Genomic DNA, 22,614 nt, shown 5'->3' with positions numbered 1-22,614 from the left:
TTCTTGAAACTAAATCTATCGTGTTTCCCCCACAACACCGTGCAGCCAAGCATCCGCAGCTAAGGCTTATTTACCTGCCAACAAAGTCAACAACGAGGAAACATCGTGCACCGGAAGATTACATTGCGACAGCCGGCAAGGCTGAATTTCTAGGTCCTGTGCCCCGGAAGTGGTCTGCGCAGAGGTCCGGACTTCGATCCCCAGGCCCCGGCATAAGCTCAGCAAATGGTGGCGCTCGGCTGAGCCTGCGCCGTTTAACTTCACATAATGAACCGCCGAGTCGAGTACCGACTGCACCTCAAGTGCGGTCGCGACCTGGGTGGGAGCCTGACCGGCGAGCGCCACACCGTGAGCGCTAAGCCGGTGTGCCAGGTCAAATTGTTCCTGGCCCGAATCGTCAAAATTTTCGTCGGCCATCCGCTGGATGGCTAACCGGCTCAATGCCTTGGCGTAGAGCGCGGCCGCAGCGGGAATAGCTTCGTCGAGTACCGTCACCGGGGCAATCTGTGAACGTTGCTTGCTCAAGCGGTCATCCAGGGCCAAGGCGTCGCGAGGAATCCCGGTCTCCAGATCGATGAAGCGTGCGGTCTTTTCGATCAGAAGGCCGGCGCGTTCTTGCCACATGCTGTAGTGAGGACTCTGGGTCAGCGCTAAGAACCCCAGGGTCAGCCCGGCATAGTCTTCTAAGGTTCCCTCATTATCTGCCGAACGTTGACCGGCAAAGCTCACTCGCGCCAACGTTTGGCTCTGCGCATCCCAGTGCACCTCCCAGAGCGTGGTGGCAACCTGTTCCGCTAGTTGGGCGAGCTGCGGTTCACCGAGTAGTTCTCCGGCTTCCGCGAGCGCTTCAATGGCCAGGCCATTCCATCCGGCGATGATCTTCTCATCGCGTCCCGGGCTTGGCCTGGTGGCGCGCACGGTGCGCAGTTCGGCTTTGAAGGCATCCCAAATCTGTGCCTCGCCGTCAACCGGGATCCGGGTCAACGAGACGTGGTAGTACCCAGGATCTTCAGCAATTCCAGCTAATCGCACCAGGTCCGTGGGCAGCTCGACACCTGCCCGGCGCACCGCCTCGAGGCATTCTTCCCGGGTGAACGTATAGGCTGCGCCTTCGACGCTCGACGTGCCGCGCAGCGAATCTGCGTCGAGCGAAGCGGCAAAAGCGCGGTGGGGCGCACCGGCCTCGGAGGTCAACAGGTCGCTGCTCAAGAAGTTCGCCGTATCCAGCGCCGCTTGGCGGGCTAAGCGCGCCAGCTGTGTGGCCCGCTGCGACTGCTGGGGATGCTGCTGGGCAAACTGCGTTGCGAAGACCGCGGTCCGCGCGCATAAGGAAAGCAAGCCGGCGTTGTCGTAGAGCATTTTTTCAAAGTGTGGGATCGTCCAATGTTCATCCACGCAATAGCGGGCGAAGCCTCCGGAAAGATGATCTCGCAGGCCCCCAAGCAGTATCGCTTCTAGGCTGGTCGCCAGCGGTTCAAAGGCTTCGGCACCGAGTTCTGGGTCCAGGAGCACGGTGCGCCACATGGTCTTCAGCGCCCAGGTGGGTGGGAACTTTGGTGCAGGGGTGAAGCCGCCTTCGGTTTTGCTCGTTGCGATCCACTGACGGCTGGCCTGACGCAGGGCCTTTGCAGCTGTGGAGTCCGCTCTCATCGCCAGCAGGGCCCCTTGCCGCGACCCCAGGTCGGCGAGGTGCTCAGCGAGCATCTGGGCTTGCTCTTCGAGTCCCTCTCGGTGTTCTTCCCACCCTTGTTGGACGGCGTCCACCACTTGGGTGAAGGACGGCATTTTTCCGCGGGGCTCGCTCGGATAGTAGGTGCCCGTATGGAAAGCACGTCCGTCGGGCATCGCGAAGATCGTCATGGGCCACCCTCCGGCCCCCGTCAGCGCCTGGGTTGCCATCATGTAGGTGTCGTCGACCAGCGGGTGCTCTTCGCGGTCCACCTTGATGGAAATAAAGTTTTCGTTGAGTTTCCGGGCGATCTGCGGGTCATCAAAAGATTCATGGCTCATCACGTGGCACCAGTGGCAGGCCGCGTAGCCGATGGAAAGCATCACCGGCACGTCACGCAGGCGGGCCTGTTCGAAGGCTTCGTCTCCATAGGGCCACCAGTCAACCTCTTGATGCGAGTGCTGGCGTAGGTAGGCGCTGGAGCTATTGGCGATTCGTTGTCCCATATCGCCATTCTGCCTCACCACGCCGCCAAGGTGTCCTTGCTCACCTCCAATTCGGCCGAAGGCTGAGCGATTTGATGTACCTCGCGGCAAAAGAAAAGGCCCCGTGCTGAACTTCCACTAAGCGGTGGGTCAGCATGAGGCCTGTTCCAGGCTCTGCGGCCTAGCTGTCTTCGGAGGTTTTCGGATCCACTGGATCGGTAGGCTCTTGAACTGGTTGGTTCTCGCCCTTGAGCATCAGCTCATTCTGCTTGGATTCGGCTTCCGAGGCGTAACGGACACGACGGACGCGGCGCACCATGTCACGAATCAGGAAGATCACTGCCAGTGCCAGAAACGCGGTGAACACAAAGCCGAGGAAACCCGGGCCATAGCTGTTCTCGTCCAGCGCTTCTTTCTGCACATTGGTACTCGCAACCATCATGGTCGCGTAAATCGCATTCACGGTGTGGGGACAACTCTTTTCTGGAACTGGAAGGTACGTGGTTCTATCTTAGTCCGGCAAACAGATCTGTTTCGGGCAGTTGTGTAGCAACCTTCGACGAAATCAGCGTGTAATCCTCCCACGGCCATGACTCGGCGTAAATATGTTCTGGCACCGCGAAGAAGAATCCCTCCGGGTCAATCTGTGTTCGGTGCGCTAAGAGTGCCTGATCTCGCAACGTGAAATAATCTGCGCAGTGCACCTGAGTGGTCGTGGTGTGTGGCGAAACCCACTTGAACATTTCGTTCTCTTCGTCGTTTTCCCACTTTGCGACGCGTTCGGTGTACGGGGATTCGTAGCCACCTTCCAACATCGCATAGTGCAGGGTACGCAAGCGATCCGAGGAGAACGCACGGTCATAGTAGAGCTTGTCGACCTCCCAAGGCTCCCCCAGCTCGGGATACAACTGTGCGTTGCCAGCCTGTTCGAAGGCGAAAGCTGAGACGTTATGACAGTGGATATGGTCCGGGTGCGGGTACCCACCGTTTTCGTCATAGGTGGTGATGACGTGTGGGCGGAACTCGCGAATCAATTTGATAATGCCTGCCGCAGCGATTTCTACCGGCTGCAAGGCAAAAGCACCAAATGGGAGTTCCGGCAGCGGGTCACCCTCGGGTAGGCCGGAGTCGACATAACCCAGCCAACGGTGCTTGATGCCCAAGACCGAGGCAGCTTCAGCCATTTCGGTGCGGCGTACCCCCGGTAGATCACGATGCGCGTGCGCAAGTTCGCCAACGGCAGCGTTCAGAATGTCTCCGCGTTCGCCACCGGTGCAACTGACAACCATCACCTCTGCGCCGGCATCAACATAGGCGGCCATGGTGGCAGCACCCTTTGATGACTCGTCATCCGGGTGGGCATGAATCGCCATGAGACGCAGCCCCTGGGACGGCGCTAACTTCTTCACGTCGTGAATCTCCACGTAAACTCTTCCTTCTGCACTGTGAACAGGCCGGCATGCCTGCATGGCATGCCATCAATGACAACTCTCACGTAGCCCTACGTTATTCCCTGAAGGCCCGACCGGTAGACTAGAGACACCTCATAGTCGGCGGCAGAGAGTGGTACAGGGTAAGCAATGTCTGATCCAAGCTTAACGGCTCGATACAACAACCCCAACAAGCGCCCGCTGACTAAGCGCACACGTAACTTGCTCATCGGTGGCGCGCTGACCGTCGGAGTCGTCGGAGCAGCCTGGGTTGGCTTTAGTAATTTTAGTGCCATCAGCGCCCAAGACATCAATTTTTCGGTGCAGTCCCCCTCCCAAGCCACAGCGGTCATCGAGGTCGAATATAACTCCAAGCATCGTCTGCAATGTGATGTTCGCGCGATGAATGAGTCAAAGGCCACCGTTGGTTTTAATACCGTCCTGCTTGAAGCGACCGACCCCGGGGTACTGACCACCAAACGTCTGACGGTGCCGATGCACACCGATAATCTTGCGGTAACCGCCGGCGTTGAGTCTTGCTACAAGGTGCCGAACGAGTTCACCAAGTAATAAAGCAGGCAATCTTCAACCTCAGAGCTGAACGCATTGGGATTATTTCCCAATCGCGACTATTATCGTGGGAAAGTACGTTTCACCCCGCATCGGTTTGTGCGCCCAGTTGAAGATCAACTGGAACAGGAGCCTAGCGGGGTCTTTGCTTGCATCCGCCGAATTTCGACAGATCACTAATTCGTACCGAATCTGATTTCTTCAACGCCACCGCAGGGTGGCGTTTGGCTTTACCGCCCAACATGGACGGTACACATAAGAAATCCCTGACTGACCAAAGGAAGTACAACGTGAGCACCAACAGCAACGAACCTGTCGTGTGGCTGACTCAGGAGGCCTTCGACCGCCTTCAGACTGAACTGACCTTCCTCTCCGGTCCAGGTCGCACCGAAATCGTCGCCCGCATCGAGCAGGCACGTTCGGAGGGCGACCTCAAGGAGAACGGTGGCTACCACGCTGCTCGTGAAGAGCAAGGCAAGGCCGAGGCCCGTATCTTGTACCTGAAGGATCTACTACGCCGCGCCCATGTTGGCGACGCGCCTGCAGATGACGGAGTCGTCGAGCCAGGCATGCTGGTAGTTGCCACCATCGCCGGCGATGAGACCACCTTCTTGTTTGGTTCCCGCGAGGTTGCTGGCGACAGCGACCTCGAGGTCTACTCCGAGCAGTCCCCTATCGGCCAGGCTGTTCATGGCAAGAAGGTTGGCGACAAGCTGACTTACACCGCGCCTAACGGACGCGAGATCGCCGTGGAGATTGTTTCTGCGACACCTTTCGAGGGCTAATCCTCCTCCTATTAAATGAGTGGCTCGACACCCCGGGGTGTCGAGCCACTTTTTTAGGCTAATTTTGTTCTGCTAGGCGACCGAACCACCGGCACTATTGGTGATGTGCGGATCAAAGCCCTCTGCCCGCAAGTTATCCAGTACCTGCTCGGAGTGCTTATGCCCCTTGGTTTCCAAGTCGATGGTGATGGCCACGTCCCCCATGGACAGCGAGCCGCCGATCCGCGTGTGGTCCAAACGCGTCACATTGGCATCGGATTCGGCAATCACCCGGGAGATGGTGGCCAGTGCGCCGGGGCGATCTGGCAGCATGATGCGCACGGTGAGGAATCGTCCCGCGGCGTTCAAACCACGCTGGATTACCTTGAGCATCAGCAGTGGATCAATATTGCCGCCGGAGAGGATCACCACGGTCGTGGCCGGGTTGATTCCATGCTCCTGCAAGCGGTCTTCCAAGAGCGCGGCAACTCCCACGGCTCCAGCTGGCTCCACGACGAGCTTGTTGCGCTCCAGCAGTACTACCAGTGCTTGTGCAAGCGCGTCCTCGGAGACCGTAACAACCTCGTCAACGAGTTCCTTGATGATCGCGAAGGGCAGCTGGCCTGGCTTGCCGACGGCAATGCCGTCGGCAATGGTGTGCACGGTATCCAACGGGACCAGCGCATCGGCGGCCAACGACGGCGGGTAGGCTGCGGCGTTTTCGGCCTGCACACCCACAACCTTGATTTCGCGGCCAAGCTGGCGGGCCTTTTCCTTGATCGCAATGGCAACACCGGCAAGTAAACCGCCGCCGCCGACACCCATCAGCACGGTCTCCACCTGGGGAAGCTGCTCCAGGATCTCCAGGCCAATGGTGCCCTGTCCGGCAATGATGTCCGGGTGGTCAAAGGGATGCACAAACACGGCACCGGTTTCATCAGCGAATTTCTGCGCCTCGGCCAAGGCCTCATCGACGGTGTCACCGTGCAGTACCACCTGCGCTCCGTGGTCTTCGGTGGCCGCCAATTTTGGCAATGCCACCCCTCGGGGCATGTAAATGCGTGCCTTGATCCCCAGATGCGATGCCGCTTGAGCCACACCTTGGGCGTGGTTGCCCGCCGAGGCAGCAACCACGCCACGGGCGCGCTCTTCGTCGGTTAGTTTGGCCATGCGTACGTATGCGCCGCGGATCTTGAAGGAGCCTGCACGCTGCAGGTTCTCGCACTTCAAGAATACTTCCGCTCCCGCGTGCAGAGAGAGGACTCGGGAGTGCTCAATGGGGGTGCGGGCGATCACTGGCTGGAGCACCTTCGCGGCTTGTTCAATATCGGCCAATGTCACAGGTAGTTCCGGCTTGCTACTCATCTATCTAGTCCTCAGTTGCGATGTGCTCTGGGCGCTCACGCGCCGGCAAAAGTTCGGGGGATTTTTCGGTGGATGGCTCCGGAGGGGCGTGAGGGTCTTCGCCTACCCCATATTGATCGCGGACGAACGGGTCATCGTCCCATCCGCGTCGAGCCAGATATTTCACCACCGCATTTAATACGGCCATAATGGGTACCGCGAAAAGGGCGCCGGGAATGCCAGCAACCATGGTGCCTCCGGCGACAGCCAGGACAACCGCCAGCGGGTGCAGGCTCACCGCTTTACCCATAATCAGCGGTTGCAGGATATTTGATTCAGCCTGCTGCACCAGCAAAACTACGCCGAGCATGATCAGGGCATTGACCCAGCCGTTGGCTACCAGCGCCAGCAGGACAGCTAGGGCGCCGGTTACCAGTGCACCGATAATTGGAATGAAGGAGCCGATAAAAACGATGATTCCCAACGGCATGGCCAAAGGTACGCCCAGGAAGAAGGCACCAAAGCCAATGCCGACCGCGTCAATGAATGCCACCAAGAGCTGCACTCGGACATAACTGACCAATGCGGACCAACCGCGGGTCATCGCGCCGTCCATGGCAGGCCGCGCACGGCGTGGCAGGAGGTTGATCAGGAAAAGTCCAATCTTCCGGCCGTCGAGAAGCAGGAAGATCAAGGTAAACAGCGCCAGCAATACGCCGGTGAGGATCTGGCCTAAGGCCGAGCCCCAGCTAATGGCTTCGCTGAGGATATTTGTCGCGTTGGAACGCAGTTCTCGCAGTGCATCGTCGAAGACGTTTTGCAGGTCAGCGTTGGTTAGTTGCAGAGGTCCGGTGAAGAGCCACGTTTGAATCTGTTCCACGCCGACAATGGCTTGATTCCACAGCGCAGCAAATCCGGCGGTAAGCCGTTGTCCTGCCATCGACAGTCCGCTGATCACCAGCGCCAGGAAAGCAATGACGGTGATCGCTACGGAAAGTACACGCGGTAGCGCCAGTTTGCGGTTCAGCACGTGGACGACAGGTGAAAGCAGGCCAGTGATTAGCGCCGCAATCATTACCGGGATGAGCAGCAAGGACAGCTTTGAAAGCAACCATACGAGCACGCCAACGGCGGCAACCACCACGAGGAAACGCCAAGACCACCAGGCCGCTAAACGCATCCCGTAGGGTGTATCTTCGGCCTCGCGGAAATCCAGGTTCGCCGATACAGGGGCCGGATGCCCAGCCGTTTTGGCCGGCAACACCACGCGGAACCGACGCAGTCGAGACAGCCGATTACTCTTCATCCCTCTAAGTTACCGTGACTTCGACACCCAACCGGGATCCATGTCGGAATTGTGACATAAAAAATAGAACCAGTGCCCTTATTGGGCACTGGTTCTAGAAATTTATTTCAATATGCTTATTCGTCGCCACGCAGAATAGCCAGAATGCGCAGAATCTCCAAGTAGAGCCAGACCAAGGTCATGGTCAGGCCGAAAGCACCGCGCCAAGCCATGATGGCAGGGGCTCCCTCACGGGAAAGCTGCTCAATCATGGTGAAGTCCGAGACCAACGCATAGGTTGCCAGCAGTACAGCCACAGCTCCAATGACCAGACCCAAGACACCGCTGCGCATGCCGAACATGCCGTCGACGGTGCCGGTCATCATCATGACCATGTTGGCCAGCGAGAAGACAACCATGCCGATCATCGCGATCATGAACATCTTGTTAAGTTTCGGCGTCATCCGGTACTTACCCGAGCGGTACAGGGCCAGAGTCACGCCGGCGACACAGAAGGTCGCGACGATTGCTTGGATAGCGATGCCCTCGTACATCCGCTCAAGGAACCCGGACAGTCCACCCAGGAACAGGCCTTCGGCTGCCGCGTAAAGAAGAATCAAAGCCGGTGACGGCTTTTTCTTGAAGACGTTCACCAGACCGAGTACGAAGCCAATCAATGCACCTGGCAGCATCAGTGCTGGTACGGTCCAACCTACGGCGGCACCTACAACAACCAGCGCCAAGCACAGGATGGTCTTGTTGATGGTGTCGCCAATGGTCATGCGACCGGTGTCTTGGCTGTTGGCCGACGGCTGCTGGTACATTCCCTGCAACTGTTCGGCGCTGAGGTTGCCGGATTCGTGGAATCCGACCGGGCTGCCTGCATTGGAGCCGGTGCCCCAGCTTGCAGACTGGTTCTTGGAACCGAAGATCGGGTTACCGCTCAACCTAAATTCCCCCATAAGTCGTAAGTTTAAGTGCAGAATGATGTTCTGCTGTGTATAGATGATCTTATTTGGGTTTGCTGTGAATCGGCTCAGCCATAGGGATGATATCGATATATTTCAAGCGAATTATGCCTAGAGCGTGCCAGTGAGTCACGCTCGGAAGAAATCCTGCCCGCAGCACTTGATCATGAGTCTATTCCGGGCAAAGCAAAAGACCTCTGCATCCTTATAAACAAAGGGATGCAGAGGCCTTTTTCACAAGTGCCCCCAGTGGGACTCGAACCCACAAGCCTTTCGGCAGCTGATTTTAAGTCAGCCGTGTATGCCAATTCCACCATGAGGGCAAGACTCTAAAATCTTACGCGATAACTTCGCAATTTCTGAAATTACCGCACCGCTTGATGCCACAGGAGCCAGAATTCCTTCCGGCTCCTGCGGCCAGCGATCGTCGATCAGCGAAACTTATTTAGCGGCTGGAGCCTTTTTTGGCTTAGCCGATTCTTCGAAAGCCGCACGCGGGGTCTCAAGGTTGTTCAGCTGCAGTGCATCGCGCGAGAAGAACCACGCAACCATCCAGTCGCCTACGACGCGGAATTTGCGTTCGAAGGTTGGCATGGCCATACCGTGGTAACCGCGGTGAGCCATCCATGCTGGCCAGCCCTTGAGCTTCAGGCCAAGAACCTTTGCCACGCCCTTGTTGCGGCCAAAGCCTGCAACTGCGCCGAGGTTCTTGTGCTTGTATTCCTTGACGGTGCCCACACCGTAACGCAAAGCGTAGAGGTTCTTCGCCAGCAACTTCGCCTGGCGTACCGCGTGCTGTGCGTTTGGCACGCAGGTACCGTCCGGCAGGCCGCCGGTGACGTCCTTGACGGCCGAGATGTCGCCGGCAGCCCATGCGCCTTCCAGCGGGTTGCCGTTCTCGTCCTTGATACGCAGGTCGGTGCGGGTCTCGATGCGGCCGCGCTGCTCGATCGGGAAGTCGGTGGAACGGACCATTGGGTTCGCCATCACACCGGCGCACCAGATCAAGGTGTCTGATCCGAAGGTTCCTGCTGGGGACTTGTCAGCCATGTTGATCAGCTGCAGGACACCGTCGGTGGCGTCTGCCAGCGAGGTGTTCAGCAGAACCTCGATACCGCGGCTACGCAAGTGGTCAACAACCCACAGTGCCTGCTCTTCGGTAACTTCTGGCATGATGCGGCCCATGGCCTCAACAAGAACGAAGCGTGCTTCCTTCTCATCGATGCGATCGTTGAGCTTGATCAGGTGACGAGCCATGTCTTCCAGCTCGGCGATGGTCTCGATGCCGGCGAAGCCGCCACCGACCACTACGAAGGTCAGGGCACGCTTGCGCGCTACCGGATCAGTCATGTTCGATGCGGATTCGATACGCTCGGCAACCTGGTTGCGCAGCGCTACGGCCTCTTCGATGGTCTTCAGGCCGATACCCGCGTCGCCTAGTCCCGGAATCGGGAAGGTACGAGTGATCGCACCTGCAGACATCACAATATCGGTGTACTCCAGCTCGAATTCTTCGCCACTCACGGGAGCGACGACTGCCTTCTTTGCTGCGTGGTCAATACTCAGCACCCGACCGTTAACCAGTTCGGAGTGCTTCAAGTGCGCACGGTGGGAAACCACAACGTGACGCGGTTCAATCTGGCCACCTGCAACTTCTGGCAGGAATGGCTGGTAAGTCATGTATGGGTTCGGGTCTACGACGGTGACAATGCCACCGTGATCCTTGACCTTCTTCTGCAATTTCATCGCGACGTAAAGGCCAACATAGCCACCGCCAACGACAAGAATGCGCGGACGCTTCTGGGAGCTTTCGATGATCGACATATTCCTTATTCTACGCGGGTTTTCGGAGTTAGTGAAAACATTCACTAACTTTCTGTGTTGGCTTCGTCTCCAGCCACGCACACGGTCTGCACGCAGTCCGGCCCAACCTACTTTTAGTTCATCACGCACACGAGGTTTTCTGCTGATTTCGGCTCCCCCTGCACCACCGTTTTCACGGCGGTTAACGCATCGTGGCGACAGACAAACGAGGAATATTTCTACGTTTATCTGCCGCCACAACGTTGCGTCAACTATTTTTCATCTTCGGGAATCTCGTCGAAGAAATCACGCCCATCGTTTGGTTCATCCACCGGGAGTTTACTCAACGCGGCAAGTTCAACCTCACGAATCTTCTTCTGCCGGCGCGCACTGACCCCTATTTGAGTTCCGCCGAGCAGAAGCGCGAGCAGTAGCAACACACTGCCGCCAACAACGATTACCGGCTGCAAGACCGGAGTCGAGTCATCAGGAAGGATAGGTTTTGGTGCGGCCACCGGGTTGAGTGTGGACTTCTCCATGGACACGCCCGGATCTGGGGCCTCGGTGGTGCTATCGACATTGCGACGGTGAATTCGAATCCATTCAGTAATGGTATTCAACGGGTTTTCTTTAGCCACCGGCACATTCGCGGTCACGGCTGCATGGGCATCAATAATTCCGTAGCCATACAGGTTATCCACGCCCGGTGCCCCGGTGTCCTTAGCGGTCTGCAAGATTCGATTGATCACCTGCGGGGCTTTCATCTGTGGATGCTCCGCACGGATCAAGGCAGCCACTCCGGCGACTAACGGAGCTGCACCGGATGTTCCGGACCAGCGGGCATAACCACCGCCTGGCAAACCACCGACAAGTTGTTCAGCCGGAGCGGCGACACCGATGGAGATGCCCTCCGTGGAGGAATCTTTCGATGCCTTGCCCGACTCGTCGACACCAGCGACGGTCAACACGCCTGGGATTGTCGCCGGGGCGCCAACCTGGCTCATTCCACCGGAACGGTTACCGGCGGCGGCCACGATCACCACGTCCTTATCTTCGGCGTATTTGAACGCGTCGTCCCAGCTCTCGGGCCATGCCGGAGAGGTTGATCCCAGAGACATATTGATCACCTTAGCGCCGGAATCAACCGCCCAACGCACTGCCTTAGGAATCTGTTCTTCCACCGGAATGCCCGCAGGGTTGTCCCCGCCCATCCACAACGAGACCGAAAGTAGTTCCGCCTCCGGAGCCACGCCAAGTACCCCATCGTTACCTGCGCGCAGAGCAGGGATCTTCTCGTATTCGGGTTCCTTGGGGACCTCTACCTTTTCTTCGTCGTCCTCTTTGTCTTTATTTTCATCTTCGGCGTGTTTCTTCGCCTTTTCCCAAGCGGTCTTTAAACGTTCGTTCTCGGATTTAACCCGTTCAATTTCTTGCTTGTTATTTCCGCGGCCGCCCAGCAGCGTAGCCACGAGCGTGCCGTGTTCGCTCATCACGCCGATCGGTTTGTCACCTTGTGGTCCGCCGGAACCGGACATATCAGCGCCACCGGTGACCGCCCCCTTCAGATCGGGGTGACTGGTATCAATACCAGTGTCAATGATGGCGACTTTAACGCCTTTGCCCTTGGTGACCTTGTGCGCTTCGCTAATTCCGCGTGCTTTGAGCCAGTACTCGCTACTGCGAATGTCGTCTGCATGAGCCGGAACGGCACCAACAAAGGTTGCGCTGATCAGCAACGCCGCGAGTACGGCGGCTATCCAAGTCCGCGCCACAACGGGTTTACCGGTTCTCATGTAACCCACAATCATCTCCTCGCAAGGGGGCTCCGGCACACCTAGCCGGTAGGGCAAAGTGTTGCAGTTGACTAGTTTCTCGCGGCCGAAGCCGCAATTCCATCGAGAATATCGTGTTCTGAAGCAATCAACGTCATTGGACGTTGCGCGCTAGCTCGTTCAAGGTAATCCAAGATGCGTTCCACGATTAGCGCTCCCGCCTGAATCACATCAACGCGTCCAGGATGCATGAACCCTAAGGCTTCGCGCTGTTCTCGGTTATAGGAGAGCATTTGCTTGGTGGCACGACGCATGTCACTAAAGCTCAGTTCGGCTCCGTGAATGGCAGCCGAGTCATAAGCGCTGAGTCCCAGGGCCTGCGCGGTCAGCGTGGTAAACGTCCCCGCCACCACAATCACCGCGTCAACTTCTGACACATCAACACGATTTTCCAGGGTGGACAGCGTCTGATCGATAAACTCGACCGCGTCGCTGAGCTGGGCAAAGCGTTCGGTAACCCGCACGCAACCCATATCCAGGGAGGTAGCCGCCAACATTCCAGATCCGTCACCGAGCACAAACTCGGTCGATCCTCCGCCTAAGTCGATGACCAGTATCTTGCCATCTTTGGCTTCGCGGACCGAGGCGGCACCGGCGAATGACAGGTTTGCTTCCTCATCTCCGGTGATCACCTCCGGGGTGACACCTAGCAGGTCGGTGATGGTGGAGAGGAAAACATCACGGTTTGACGCGTCACGGGCGGCGCTCGTCGCAGCAAAACGAATCTGCTGGACTTCATGCTCATCACACAGTGCCTTGTATTCGCGAACCGCTGCAAAGGTACGTTCCAAAGCCTCGGGGGCAAAGCCGCCGGTCGCATCAACGTCTTGGCCCAGACGTACTATGCGCATGGTGCGAAGCACGTCGCTCAGCTGCATACCGCTGTCGGTTTCGACAGAGTCGGCGATCAGCAGACGGATGGAGTTGGTACCGCAATCAATTCCAGCGACACGCATTAGGCTTGATCCGCTTCGTTGGCTTCACGCTCTGCACGCTTACGTGCACGTTCGGCCCGTTTGACGGAAGGGTCAACCTTTTCCTGAGTCTTCACATGACGTGAACGATCCTGGCTCGGCGCCTGGCCGGTAGTCTCCCACGCACCTTCACAGAAGCATTTGTCTTTAGTCCACCACTCGGCGATCTGAGCGATTGCCTCATCTCCGAGTGGGTTAACACCTTCGCCAGAGGCCAAAGCGTGACCGACCAGTACGTGCAAACATTTAACTCGGGTTGGCATGCCACCAGCAGAGACGCCGGCGATCTCCGGGACCTCACCGGTGCCCGAGCGTGCGCCGATAGCATCACGGTTTGCTAGGTAAGCCTCATGGGCCAACTCGTAGTCGGCAGCCAGCTGTGTGTCATCACCTAGGCGTTCGTTCATTGTGCCCATCAGTCCCGCTGCTTCCAGCCGAGACACCGCGGCGGTAATCACCGGGTGCGTCAGGTAGTAGGTGGTGGGGAACGGGATGCCACTGGAAAGCCGTGGTGCCGTGGTCGCTACCAAGGGGTTGCCACAAACGCAGCGTGCACCAATTTCCACCACGTCACGTACCGGACGGTTGAGTTGGCGGCTGAGCGTGTCTAGGTCCTGTTCGCTCGGAACTCGTCCGGCGGCGTCGAGGGCTTCGCGGATGGGCTTATCAGTCAAGTTTTTGTCTTTTCGCGTCGTGTGGTTCGGCTTGGGTATGTTTGCTTATTAGTCGGTCGCTGAGCGGTGTACCGAATCAAGCAGCGCATCAACCCAAGGAAGATCTGCGCGCACCTCATAGGTGCTGCCGTTAGGCGTTGCGGTAGCTTCCTCGGTAGGAAGTTCACCGACAACCTTGTAAAGCTTTTCACCCGGCATGACCAAGTTTATCCGCTCACGAGCCTGCTGCTTGATGTACAACGGATCATCCCACCGTGCGATCTCTGCATTCAGCTCATCACGCTGCGCCTCTTTTTCACTGATTGAGGCTCGCAGTTCACTAATCTCGGTCATTTGTGTCCGGTAAAAATTCACCGTAGGTACCAGCATCACAGCAAAAAACGCGAGTACCACTAGCAGCGCAGCAACGCGTCCGGAAAAACGGTGGGCCGCTACCGGAGCTCCGGCCGGAGTCTCATGTGGGGTCTGCGCCTTCTCACCCGGCTTGCGGCGTACCGCTGCGGAGAACTTCATCCGGTCATCACGGCGGCGTTCGTTTTGCTTCTTTTTAGCACGCTCCCGCAAAGGTGTTTTCGACTTATTTTCCTGAGCGCCTTGGCTCTTGGCCGTAGTGCTGCGCGAATTGGCTTTGGGCGCGCCAAAAGAAGATGTTCTAGGTGTTTTGCGCTCTTCGGAAGGCAACTGCCGAACCCGGCGTGCGCTAGGGGTGCTCGGCGACGCTGTGGGCACAATGTGCAACGCATCGGTGCTTGGATCGGCTTCGTGTGCTCCGCGTGGGGCATGAGGCGTATGCTCGGCCGAAGTGTGGCCCTGTGGATCCGTGTGCGTCGCGGCCACCTCAGGTGGCTGATCACCTGTAGGGGTATTTCGTCGCGGCATGCGCGGTGGTCGCTGCGCCATACTCCCCCATTCAAACTTGTACTTCCAACGTTGTCTTCATTAAATAACGAAAAGCTCGTCGGTATCCACTACCGACGAGCTTATGCGTTTTACCTGAATATTAGCTGTTGAAACGCGGGAACGCGCTGGTTCCAGCGTAAACTGCTGCCTCGCCCAGGTCCTCTTCGATGCGTAGCAGCTGGTTGTACTTTGCTACGCGCTCGCTTCGGGCTGGAGCACCGGTCTTGATCTGACCTGCGTTGGTTGCCACGCAGATCTCTGCGATGGTGACATCCTCGGTCTCGCCCGAACGGTGCGAGGTGATCGTGGTGTAACCGGCGCGCTGAGCCATCGAGATGGCGTCCAGGGTTTCGGTCAGGGTGCCAATCTGGTTAACCTTCACCAGCAACGAGTTAGCGGTGTCGGACTTAATGCCCTGTGCCAAACGCACTGGGTTGGTAACGAACAAGTCATCACCGACCAGCTGAACCTTGTCACCGATGTTTTCGGTAAGGGTCTTCCAACCCTCCCAGTCGTTCTCATCGAGTGGATCTTCGATGGAGACCAGTGGGAAGTCTGCAACAAGCTGTGCATAGTAGTCGCTCATCTGCTGAGCGCTGCGAGCTTCGCCCTCGAACTGGTAAGCACCGTTCTCGTAGAACTCCGAGGAAGCAACGTCCAACGCCAAGGCGATGTCCTTGCCCGGGGTGTAACCGGCGCGCTTAATGGCTTCGGTGATCAGTTCCAGTGCCGCACGGTTGCTTGGCAGGTTCGGCGCGAAGCCGCCCTCGTCACCCAGACCGGTGGACAGGTTCTTTTCCTGCAGTACGGCCTTGAGGTTGTGGTAAACCTCGACGCCCCAGCGCAGACCCTCGGAGAACGTTTCCGCCCCCAGTGGGGCGATCATGAATTCCTGGATGTCCACATCGGAGTCGGCATGGGAGCCACCGTTGAGGATGTTCATCAGTGGCACCGGCAGTACGTGTGCGTTCGGGCCACCCAGGTACTTGAACAGTGGCAGGTTGGCGCTGGCGGCTGCGGCGTTAGCCACGGCCAGGGAAACACCCAAGATGGCGTTGGCGCCGAGCTTTGACTTATTCTCGGTACCGTCCAACTCGATCATTGCCTGGTCGATGGAGCGCTGGTCGGTGGCGTCAAGGCCCTCCAACTCGTCGGCGATCTCTTCGATGACCGATGCAACAGCGCCTAACACGCCCTTGCCTAGGTAACGCTTCTTGTCCCCGTCGCGACGTTCCGCGGCTTCGAACTGGCCGGTGGATGCACCGGATGGAACCGCGGCACGGCCGTGGGCACCATCGGTGAGTAGGACCTCGACCTCAACGGTCGGATTTCCGCGGGAATCGAGAATTTCGCGCGCGTGAATGGCGTCAATCAATGCCATGAGTAAGGACTCCTTGTATAAAGGGGTTGTCTAAGGGCTGGTCGATCCAGCGGTCCGATCGACCGTTGGCACCATTGCCTGTTCCTAGCCTAGCGCGTCACACCTTGTTAGGGCGACGTTGTTTCGTTCTTCATCCCTGCATATTTTTTCGTCAACGCATCACGCAGCACCGATTCGGCGTCTAATCCCAGCTCTTCGGCCCGGGCAGACAGGGCCAGTAATTCTGCACCAAGACCCTGCTCATCATGCACCCGGGCGCGCATTTGCTCCGTCGCTTCGGGAAGATTTGAGGCACCTGAGCGATGGTGTCGATCCAATAGCTTTTGTGACAAGGTCAGTGCTGGAAGACCAGCGGGAAGGCCTGCATTATTTCGTTTTGGTGCCCCGTCACGCTCGGCTTGTTTGGCCGCATCCCAAATGCGAATAATCTCCGCAACGTCGTCCGTGATCGCCGGCTCAAGGTTTCCCTGAGCATCAAAGACGTGGCGGTTGCGCCGCAGAAGTTTATCGGCCAGCGCTTTAGCCACGTCCTGTAGACCGAAGTGTTCCTGCTCGCTCGCGATTTGTGCATGCAATAAAATCTGGAAGAGCAAGTCGCCAAGTTCTTCGCACAACAGCTGCGGATCCTTCGCCCCAATAGCGTCGAGCACCTCATAGGATTCCTCAACTAGATAGGTACGCAGCGACTCATGAGTCAGTGCGCCGGTCCAGGCACAACGCTCTCGCAAGGTCTCAATAATCCCGATGAGCCGGTCTAGTTCGCTCTCACTTCGCATAAAGACAAGCTAATCACATCGGTGAGTCCAGCCCCGGCAGGCCATCGATGCTCAACGAATTCTTCTGACCACGATATTCGTTCAGCCCAGCTTCGCCCTTTTTCTGTGCCCAAAGGTCCATGGTGTCGCGTTCACCGGTCAGCTCCATTTGCGGAACGCCCCATCCGCAAGAGTCACTGATCCGAGTCACTTCAACCTCGATGACCGCGCGTGTACCCAAATTTTTGGGGTGCAAGGCAACGACCTCGTCGAAAATTTGATCACCCGGGACATGCACCGTTCCACGACCATGTAGCCGAACAATGCGTGGTCGTTGCTCGAAGGAGTTAAACATCAGGCAGATCCGACCGTTTTCGCGCAGGTGCGCAATCGTTTCTACGCCACTCCCGGTGAAATCCACCCAGGCGACCCGGTTGGGTCCCAAAATCGAAAAAGAATCCAAACCCCGCGGCGACATGTTCACATGCCCTTGGGCGGAAAGTGGCGCTGTGGCCACAAACCACATTGGGTGTTGCCCGATCCAGGCCTTCAGGTTCTCGTCGATTTCCTCGTATATTTTACCCACGCTACGAGCATAGTTGACGCAGAAATCTAAGGCGCGAGGTCATCCCAGTCAAAAGTGGTGACGGTGTTATTTGCCCAGTCTTGGCGCAAGATGGTGTAAGCCACCGAGGCGAGGTATCGCCCATCGCTGGTCGGCCACCCCATACGATAATGTGCTTCTTTCACAAACCCCGCACGCACGAACGTCTTTCTCATCGCGATGTTGTCCTCACGCGTCTGACCTTCGAAACGCAACACCTGAGGCATGGTCTCAAAAACTAGGTCACACAGCGCGCGAAGGACTTTTAACCCAAGTCCATTGCCTCGCTGGTCTTCGGCCAACCGCAGATCAAACACTGGAGAGTCCTCATCTTGCAGGTCTTCCAGAGCAACCATTCCAACCCGGCGCGCATCATCATTGATCCAGTAGCCTTGGGTATCGTCGTTCCAGAAACGTCCCGCAGAAACTTTTGCTCTGGCCTCCTGCTCTTGTGGAGCGGGCTGAACATGAAAAGGAAATGAATTGGATACCAAGAAGTCGACGACTTCGTCGGTATCGGTTTCATTCAGGGCGACAAAAGTGATGGGCATGAGTCGACCCTATCTGCTGAAGCTGGAACCGTGGCTAAAAGATGCAGAAGAATAGTCTGCCAAGGGTCGTTTCCGTTTTCTTACGCTTGCCCACAGGGCAGCAAAGCCACGAGCGAGAATTTATGACAGGTAACGTGCGAATCAGCTTAGTCTCTGCGTCATGGTGATGCTCGCTGAGGCCATCACCGGTCATTACTCCTAAATTCTTTGTCGGCGTTGGTATTCGAAGTTAACCGCTGATCGCGATAAATCCGCAACGGGGTTCGGAAATGTAATATTTCCACGCCTAATGCAGGTTTTTAAACACCACAAGGGCCACCGTCTAGGTGACCCTTGTGGTCAAAAGTATGCGTCGAGAATTAGATCTCTTCGTATTCCTCATCGTCATCATCGTCGTCTTCGTCGAGCAGGTCGGCGTAGTAATCGTTGATGTATTCAACCAGCAGTTCACGCATTTCCAACGGTACGAAGGCAGCCTCTGCTGCGTTCAATGTCAGATCCAGCAGATCTTCGAGGTCATAGTCGAAAGCTTCGACCAGAAGTTCGAACTCGTCTGACAGACTGGTGCCACTCATCAGTCGGTTATCCGGGGAGATCGTGACGTTAAAACCTGTCTGCACCAGCAGGTCGATCGGGTGGGATTCAATTCCCTCACCGAAGGCGGCGGTAGCACCGGTCTGAAGGTTTGAAGATGGGCAGATTTCCAGTGGGATTCCACGTTCACGAACCCAGTTGGCCACTGGGCCCAAGGCAACCAGTCCGGTGTCCTGGTCCAGGGTTTCCCCGTCATCATCAACGCCACCGAATTCAATTTCGATATCTTCGGCAACGCGTACGCCATGGCCCAAACGGGTGGCACGGCCAACCAAGATCGCGTCCTTGATCGAGTCTAGGCCGGCACCTTCGCCAGCGTGCACCGTCGTCGGGAAGAGATTTTCCGCCAGCAGATCGAAGGCTTCCTTCATCCGCGAGGCAGGGAATCCTTCCTCCGGCCCGGCAATGTCGAACCCCACAACACCGTGCCCACGGTGACGCAAAGCCAGCTGTGCGATCTCCAGACCGCGGTCAGCCTGACGCATCGCCGAGATTACCTGACCAACCTGAATCGGGTGACCCTCATTGTTTAGCGCCTCAACGGCCTGCTCCATGCCTTCCTGCACGGCGTCAACGACGTCGTCCAGGCTCAGACCTTCGCGTAGGTGTTGTTCTGGTGCATAGCGTACTTCGCCGTAGATCACGCCATCGGCGGCGAGGTCCTCTACGAATTCGCGAGCCACACGGATCAACGCGTCACGCGTCTGCATGACCGCAAGGGTGTGTTCGAAGGTCTCTAAGTAGCGTGGCAATGAACCAGAATCAGCCGATTCATGGAACCAGTCAGCCAGGGCTTCAGCCTCGGTGGCAGGCAGCTCATGGCCGACCTCCGCCGACAACTCAATGATGGTTTGCGGGCGCAAGCCACCGTCTAGGTGGTCATGTAGCGAAACTTTGGGCAGATCCCGGAAGTCGAACTCTGGATCATAGGCAAGATGAATCATTTCTTCAGTCACAGGTCGAGCCTAGTCGCATTTTGCCCGCACAGATAGTTCTAATGGGTAAAGATCTGCGAGCCTGTATGTGACCATCGTCAAGCCAGCAGGTTAACCCTGCTCACGCTCTGGCGGAACAAGTTCCAATACCCCGGTCGATTGCACGGTATCAGCCTTTTGCGGACGCTTACCGTACTTGCTCAACACACGATTAACCAACAAATCAATAAGGTAACCCAAGACCACGGCAATCACTACTGAGGCGATAATTCCGACCAGTTTGTTGTGTGCCAGCCAGTTGCCCGCCAAAGCTCCGATACCCACCGAATAGGCACCCCAAGTCACACAGCCGATCACGTCGAAGAGCGTAAACCGGCGGTGGCTGAAACCGGTAGCCCCGGCAGTCAGGTTCACCGCCACACGACCAATGGGGATATATCTTGCGGTGAAGATCAAAAGTGCGCCGGAGGTTTCAAGTTTTCGCGCGGAGAACCGCAGCACCCGCTGGGCCCTCGCACCACGCATCCAACGGAAACCTTTCGCACCAAGCTTGCGCCCGATGAAGAAAGTAATTTGATCGCCCAGGATGGCTCCGGCGATGCCGAGCAACGCGACGAGGAACAAGTTGGGCGTACCGGTGCTAATACCCACGGCAGCAAGCGACACAAGAAAAGATTCGGAAGGCACTATCGGGAAAAAAGCATCAATCATGCAGAACAAGAACAGCAGCGGCAAAACCCACCACGCACTGGCAGCCTGCGTGATTGCCTCGTTGATCAGTTCCATTAATCCTTACTTCTTCCCCGAGCATGTGCGTGAGCACTGATAATCCATTCTCACTCGAGGATCGGCGCCTTGGCATCCAACCTTCGTCGTATTATGGAATTCTTTGAGACACACCTCCCGGCGGACTCATCAAATCAACGATTGACTATGTCATTTTGGTTCCCACGAGTTTACTGGGAGTTACTGGTGAACATTGCGATTGGCTTCGTGGAAGAAGCTACTTGAACTGGCTAGCGATCATCAAGCCGAAGTTTTGGGATAAAAATACTGCCGCGGCAAACCTCGTGTGTTTTAAGAAGGTCGCAGCTGTTTCAAGGAGCCCACGATTGCCTCGCCGGCCCCGATGCGCAGGCCACCAATCTCACCCACCAGTCTAAAAAGCCTGAGTTTCTGAGCATTCAACGCTATCTGTTCGCAGCTGGTTGGCCCAAATCAGCGAGTAAAAAACCGGCGACAGCAGGAAACCAATTCCATTGCTGTCGCCGGAAATGAATCACGTCAAAGAGTATTCGACCTAATTCAGCGAAATTATTTTGCTACGATCCGACCCAAGATCAGTCGGGTATCTGCACGGTCAGTATCCGAACCGATCAGGATCGCCTTTTCCACCAGTTCGATAGCACGCGGGAACTTCTCCGGGGTATCGGTGAGCAGGGTAGCAATTGGCTGACCACGGCGCACCAGGGCACCTGGCTTCACGTGCAGGCGCACACCGGCTCCGGCCTGCACCGAATCTTCCTTGCGTGCACGTCCAGCACCCAGGCTCCACGCAGCCAGACCAATATCCATGGCATCGAGCTTTAACAACGCACCTTCAGCCTGCGCGTACACGGTGTGCGACTCTTTGGCCACCGGCAACTTCACATCCGGATCGCCGCCCTGAGCGATGATCATCTGACGCCAGCGGTCCATGGCCTGTCCATTATTTAGCGCACCTCGCACATCCACGTCGGTGATCCCGGCTCCTGCCAACATCTCGGTGGCCAAAGCGACGGTCAGCTCGATCACGTCTTCGGGTCCCCCACCGGCGAGCACCTCAACGGATTCATCCACCTCGATCGCGTTACCGGCGGTCAAGCCCAGCGGGGTGTCCATATTTGTCAGCAACGCCACGGTATTCACCCCGGCGTCCGTACCTAGGTACACCATCGTTTCGGCCAGCTCGCGAGCCATGGCCTCGTCCTTCATGAACGCGCCGGAACCGACCTTCACGTCCAAGATCAGTGTGCCGGTGCCTTCGGCGATCTTCTTGCTCATAATCGACGAGGCGATCAGTGGCAAAGAATCTACCGTGGCGGTCACATCACGCAGTGCGTAAAGTTTTTTATCGGCCGGAGCTAACCCGGTTCCCGCCGCGCAAATTACCGCTCCGGCACCGGCTAGCTGAGCAAACATTTCCTCGTTGGATAGCGCCGCGCGCCAGCCCGGGATCGCTTCGAGCTTGTCCAAGGTACCGCCGGTGTGGCCCAGTCCACGGCCTGAAAGCTGCGGAACCGCAACCCCAAAGCTGGCGACCAATGGTGCCAGAGGCAAGGTGATTTTGTCCCCTACCCCACCGGTGGAGTGCTTATCGGTGGTGGCCAAAATCTTCCCGGTGGTGTCCTTGAGTCCGGAGAAATCCATGCGCTCACCGGAGTTGATCATCGCGTGGGTCCAGCGCGAGATTTCCTTGCGATTCATGCCTTGGAAAAAGATCGCCATATTCAGCGCGGACATCTGCTCTTCGGCGATGGCCCCGCGGGTGTAGGCGTCGATGGTCCAGTCGATCATCTCATCGCTGAGGATTCCGCCATCGCGTTTGGTACGAATGATGTCAACGGTGCTGAATGCTTCGGTAGCCACTTTCGGCTCCTTACTGGTGGAAAGCGTCGGTGTTTGAGACCGCTGGGAAACTACGGCTTAGAGTGAAATATCGTTGGGTCCAAAGGCATAGGGCAACAGCTGCTCCATGCTCAGTACACCCGTGTCGGTTTGTACTTCCATATCCGGTGCGCGGTGCTCAAAGAGCAGCTGACGGCAGCGGCCGCAAGGAGTGATCAGCTGAACCGGACCATCTTCGAGCTGGCCCAAGCACAAAAAGTGCTGGAGCTTGCCGCCGCCGGTGGCAAATAATTCGCCGACCATCGCGCATTCGGCGCACAGGGTCACCCCGTAGGCGGCATTTTCGATATTGCAACCGGAGATCAACCGTCCATCGGTGGTCATCGCCGCGGCACCCACCCGGAACTTCGAATAGGGTGCGTACGCCTTGGACAGCGCCGCCGCGGCCGCAGCTTCAAGCTGCGACCACGGCGCGGTGTTGTTTTCCAT

At 57.2% G+C, this 22,614-nt stretch carries 21 protein-coding genes and 1 tRNA gene; 2 read left to right on the top strand and 20 right to left on the bottom strand.

Annotation, left to right across the window (positions count from 1 at the left end; translation table 11 throughout):
* Positions 1–66: 66 nt before the first annotated feature.
* The 3 genes from IEX04_RS05660 to mca form a co-directional block, all read right to left on the bottom strand.
* Positions 67–2,175 carry a thioredoxin domain-containing protein gene (locus IEX04_RS05660; protein WP_188684364.1) on the bottom strand — a complete coding sequence of 703 codons (2,109 nt, stop codon included), beginning with the start codon at positions 2,173–2,175 and terminating at the stop codon, positions 67–69.
* A 160-nt stretch (positions 2,176–2,335) separates the two neighbouring features.
* On the bottom strand, positions 2,336–2,617 hold the full coding sequence (locus IEX04_RS05655) for a hypothetical protein (RefSeq protein WP_188684362.1): 282 nt from the start codon (positions 2,615–2,617) through the stop codon (positions 2,336–2,338).
* 43 nt (positions 2,618–2,660) lie between these two features.
* The gene (gene mca, locus IEX04_RS05650) at positions 2,661–3,527 is read right to left on the bottom strand and encodes a mycothiol conjugate amidase Mca (protein WP_229677058.1); all 867 of its coding nucleotides are present in this window, start codon (positions 3,525–3,527) and stop codon (positions 2,661–2,663) included.
* 207 nt (positions 3,528–3,734) lie between these two features.
* Between mca and IEX04_RS05645 the strand changes: the two genes are divergently transcribed.
* The gene (locus IEX04_RS05645; RefSeq protein ID WP_188684359.1) at positions 3,735–4,154 is read left to right on the top strand and encodes a DUF4307 domain-containing protein; all 420 of its coding nucleotides are present in this window, start codon (positions 3,735–3,737) and stop codon (positions 4,152–4,154) included.
* 290 nt (positions 4,155–4,444) lie between these two features.
* A complete protein-coding gene (gene greA / locus IEX04_RS05640) occupies positions 4,445–4,939 on the top strand; it encodes a transcription elongation factor GreA (RefSeq protein WP_096256571.1) in 495 nt (164 codons plus the stop codon).
* Positions 4,940–5,011: 72 nt separating this feature from the next.
* On the opposite strand, the gene ilvA is transcribed toward greA, so the two are convergent.
* From ilvA to IEX04_RS05555, 17 genes are all read right to left on the bottom strand, one after another.
* The gene (gene ilvA, locus IEX04_RS05635; protein WP_096256570.1) at positions 5,012–6,283 is read right to left on the bottom strand and encodes a threonine ammonia-lyase; all 1,272 of its coding nucleotides are present in this window, start codon (positions 6,281–6,283) and stop codon (positions 5,012–5,014) included.
* 4 nt (positions 6,284–6,287) lie between these two features.
* On the bottom strand, positions 6,288–7,568 hold the full coding sequence (locus IEX04_RS05630) for an AI-2E family transporter (RefSeq protein WP_188684357.1): 1,281 nt from the start codon (positions 7,566–7,568) through the stop codon (positions 6,288–6,290).
* A 116-nt stretch (positions 7,569–7,684) separates the two neighbouring features.
* Entirely contained in the window at positions 7,685–8,509 is an 825-nt protein-coding gene (locus IEX04_RS05625; RefSeq protein WP_188684355.1) for a Bax inhibitor-1/YccA family protein, read from the bottom strand.
* Between the two features lie 247 nt (positions 8,510–8,756).
* Positions 8,757–8,838 (bottom strand) — tRNA-Leu (locus IEX04_RS05620).
* A gap of 118 nt (positions 8,839–8,956) precedes the next feature.
* Complete coding sequence (locus IEX04_RS05615; RefSeq protein WP_096256567.1) at positions 8,957–10,339, bottom strand: NAD(P)/FAD-dependent oxidoreductase; 1,383 nt, start codon at positions 10,337–10,339, stop codon at positions 8,957–8,959.
* 251 nt (positions 10,340–10,590) lie between these two features.
* Entirely contained in the window at positions 10,591–12,126 is a 1,536-nt protein-coding gene (locus tag IEX04_RS05610) for a S8 family serine peptidase (RefSeq protein ID WP_382344639.1), read from the bottom strand.
* Positions 12,127–12,182: 56 nt separating this feature from the next.
* Positions 12,183–13,106 carry a Ppx/GppA phosphatase family protein gene (locus IEX04_RS05605; RefSeq protein ID WP_170947873.1) on the bottom strand — a complete coding sequence of 308 codons (924 nt, stop codon included), beginning with the start codon at positions 13,104–13,106 and terminating at the stop codon, positions 12,183–12,185.
* Positions 13,106–13,798, bottom strand: a complete 693-nt coding sequence (locus IEX04_RS05600) for a DUF501 domain-containing protein (protein ID WP_170947872.1) — start codon at positions 13,796–13,798, stop codon at positions 13,106–13,108. Before IEX04_RS05600 ends, IEX04_RS05605 begins: the two co-directional genes overlap by 1 nt.
* Positions 13,799–13,846: 48 nt before the next feature.
* Positions 13,847–14,698, bottom strand: coding sequence for an FtsB family cell division protein (locus IEX04_RS05595; RefSeq protein ID WP_188684353.1), 852 nt, complete (start codon positions 14,696–14,698; stop codon positions 13,847–13,849).
* A gap of 100 nt (positions 14,699–14,798) precedes the next feature.
* Positions 14,799–16,079, bottom strand: a complete 1,281-nt coding sequence (eno, locus tag IEX04_RS05590; RefSeq protein WP_188684351.1) for a phosphopyruvate hydratase — start codon at positions 16,077–16,079, stop codon at positions 14,799–14,801.
* Positions 16,080–16,186: 107 nt separating this feature from the next.
* Positions 16,187–16,855, bottom strand: a complete 669-nt coding sequence (locus IEX04_RS05585; RefSeq protein ID WP_096256564.1) for a MazG nucleotide pyrophosphohydrolase domain-containing protein — start codon at positions 16,853–16,855, stop codon at positions 16,187–16,189.
* Positions 16,856–16,868: 13 nt separating this feature from the next.
* Positions 16,869–17,420, bottom strand: coding sequence for a pyridoxamine 5'-phosphate oxidase family protein (locus IEX04_RS05580; protein ID WP_096256563.1), 552 nt, complete (start codon positions 17,418–17,420; stop codon positions 16,869–16,871).
* Between the two features lie 26 nt (positions 17,421–17,446).
* Positions 17,447–17,989, bottom strand: coding sequence for a GNAT family N-acetyltransferase (locus IEX04_RS05575; RefSeq protein WP_096256562.1), 543 nt, complete (start codon positions 17,987–17,989; stop codon positions 17,447–17,449).
* A gap of 359 nt (positions 17,990–18,348) precedes the next feature.
* Positions 18,349–19,527 (bottom strand): adenosine deaminase, encoded by a 1,179-nt coding sequence (locus IEX04_RS05570; RefSeq protein ID WP_382344643.1) that lies wholly within the window; start codon positions 19,525–19,527, stop codon positions 18,349–18,351.
* A gap of 102 nt (positions 19,528–19,629) precedes the next feature.
* Positions 19,630–20,304 (bottom strand): DedA family protein, encoded by a 675-nt coding sequence (locus IEX04_RS05565; RefSeq protein ID WP_096256560.1) that lies wholly within the window; start codon positions 20,302–20,304, stop codon positions 19,630–19,632.
* A gap of 528 nt (positions 20,305–20,832) precedes the next feature.
* A complete protein-coding gene (locus tag IEX04_RS05560; RefSeq protein WP_188684349.1) occupies positions 20,833–22,146 on the bottom strand; it encodes a thymidine phosphorylase in 1,314 nt (437 codons plus the stop codon).
* Between the two features lie 57 nt (positions 22,147–22,203).
* Positions 22,204–22,614, bottom strand: a complete 411-nt coding sequence (locus IEX04_RS05555; RefSeq protein WP_096256558.1) for a cytidine deaminase — start codon at positions 22,612–22,614, stop codon at positions 22,204–22,206.

The organism is Glutamicibacter ardleyensis (assembly GCF_014644555.1).
Taxonomy (GTDB): Bacteria; Actinomycetota; Actinomycetes; order Actinomycetales; family Micrococcaceae; genus Glutamicibacter; species Glutamicibacter bergerei.
Note: the sequence above shows the minus strand (reverse complement) of the source record. Positions and strands in the feature narration are given on the sequence as shown.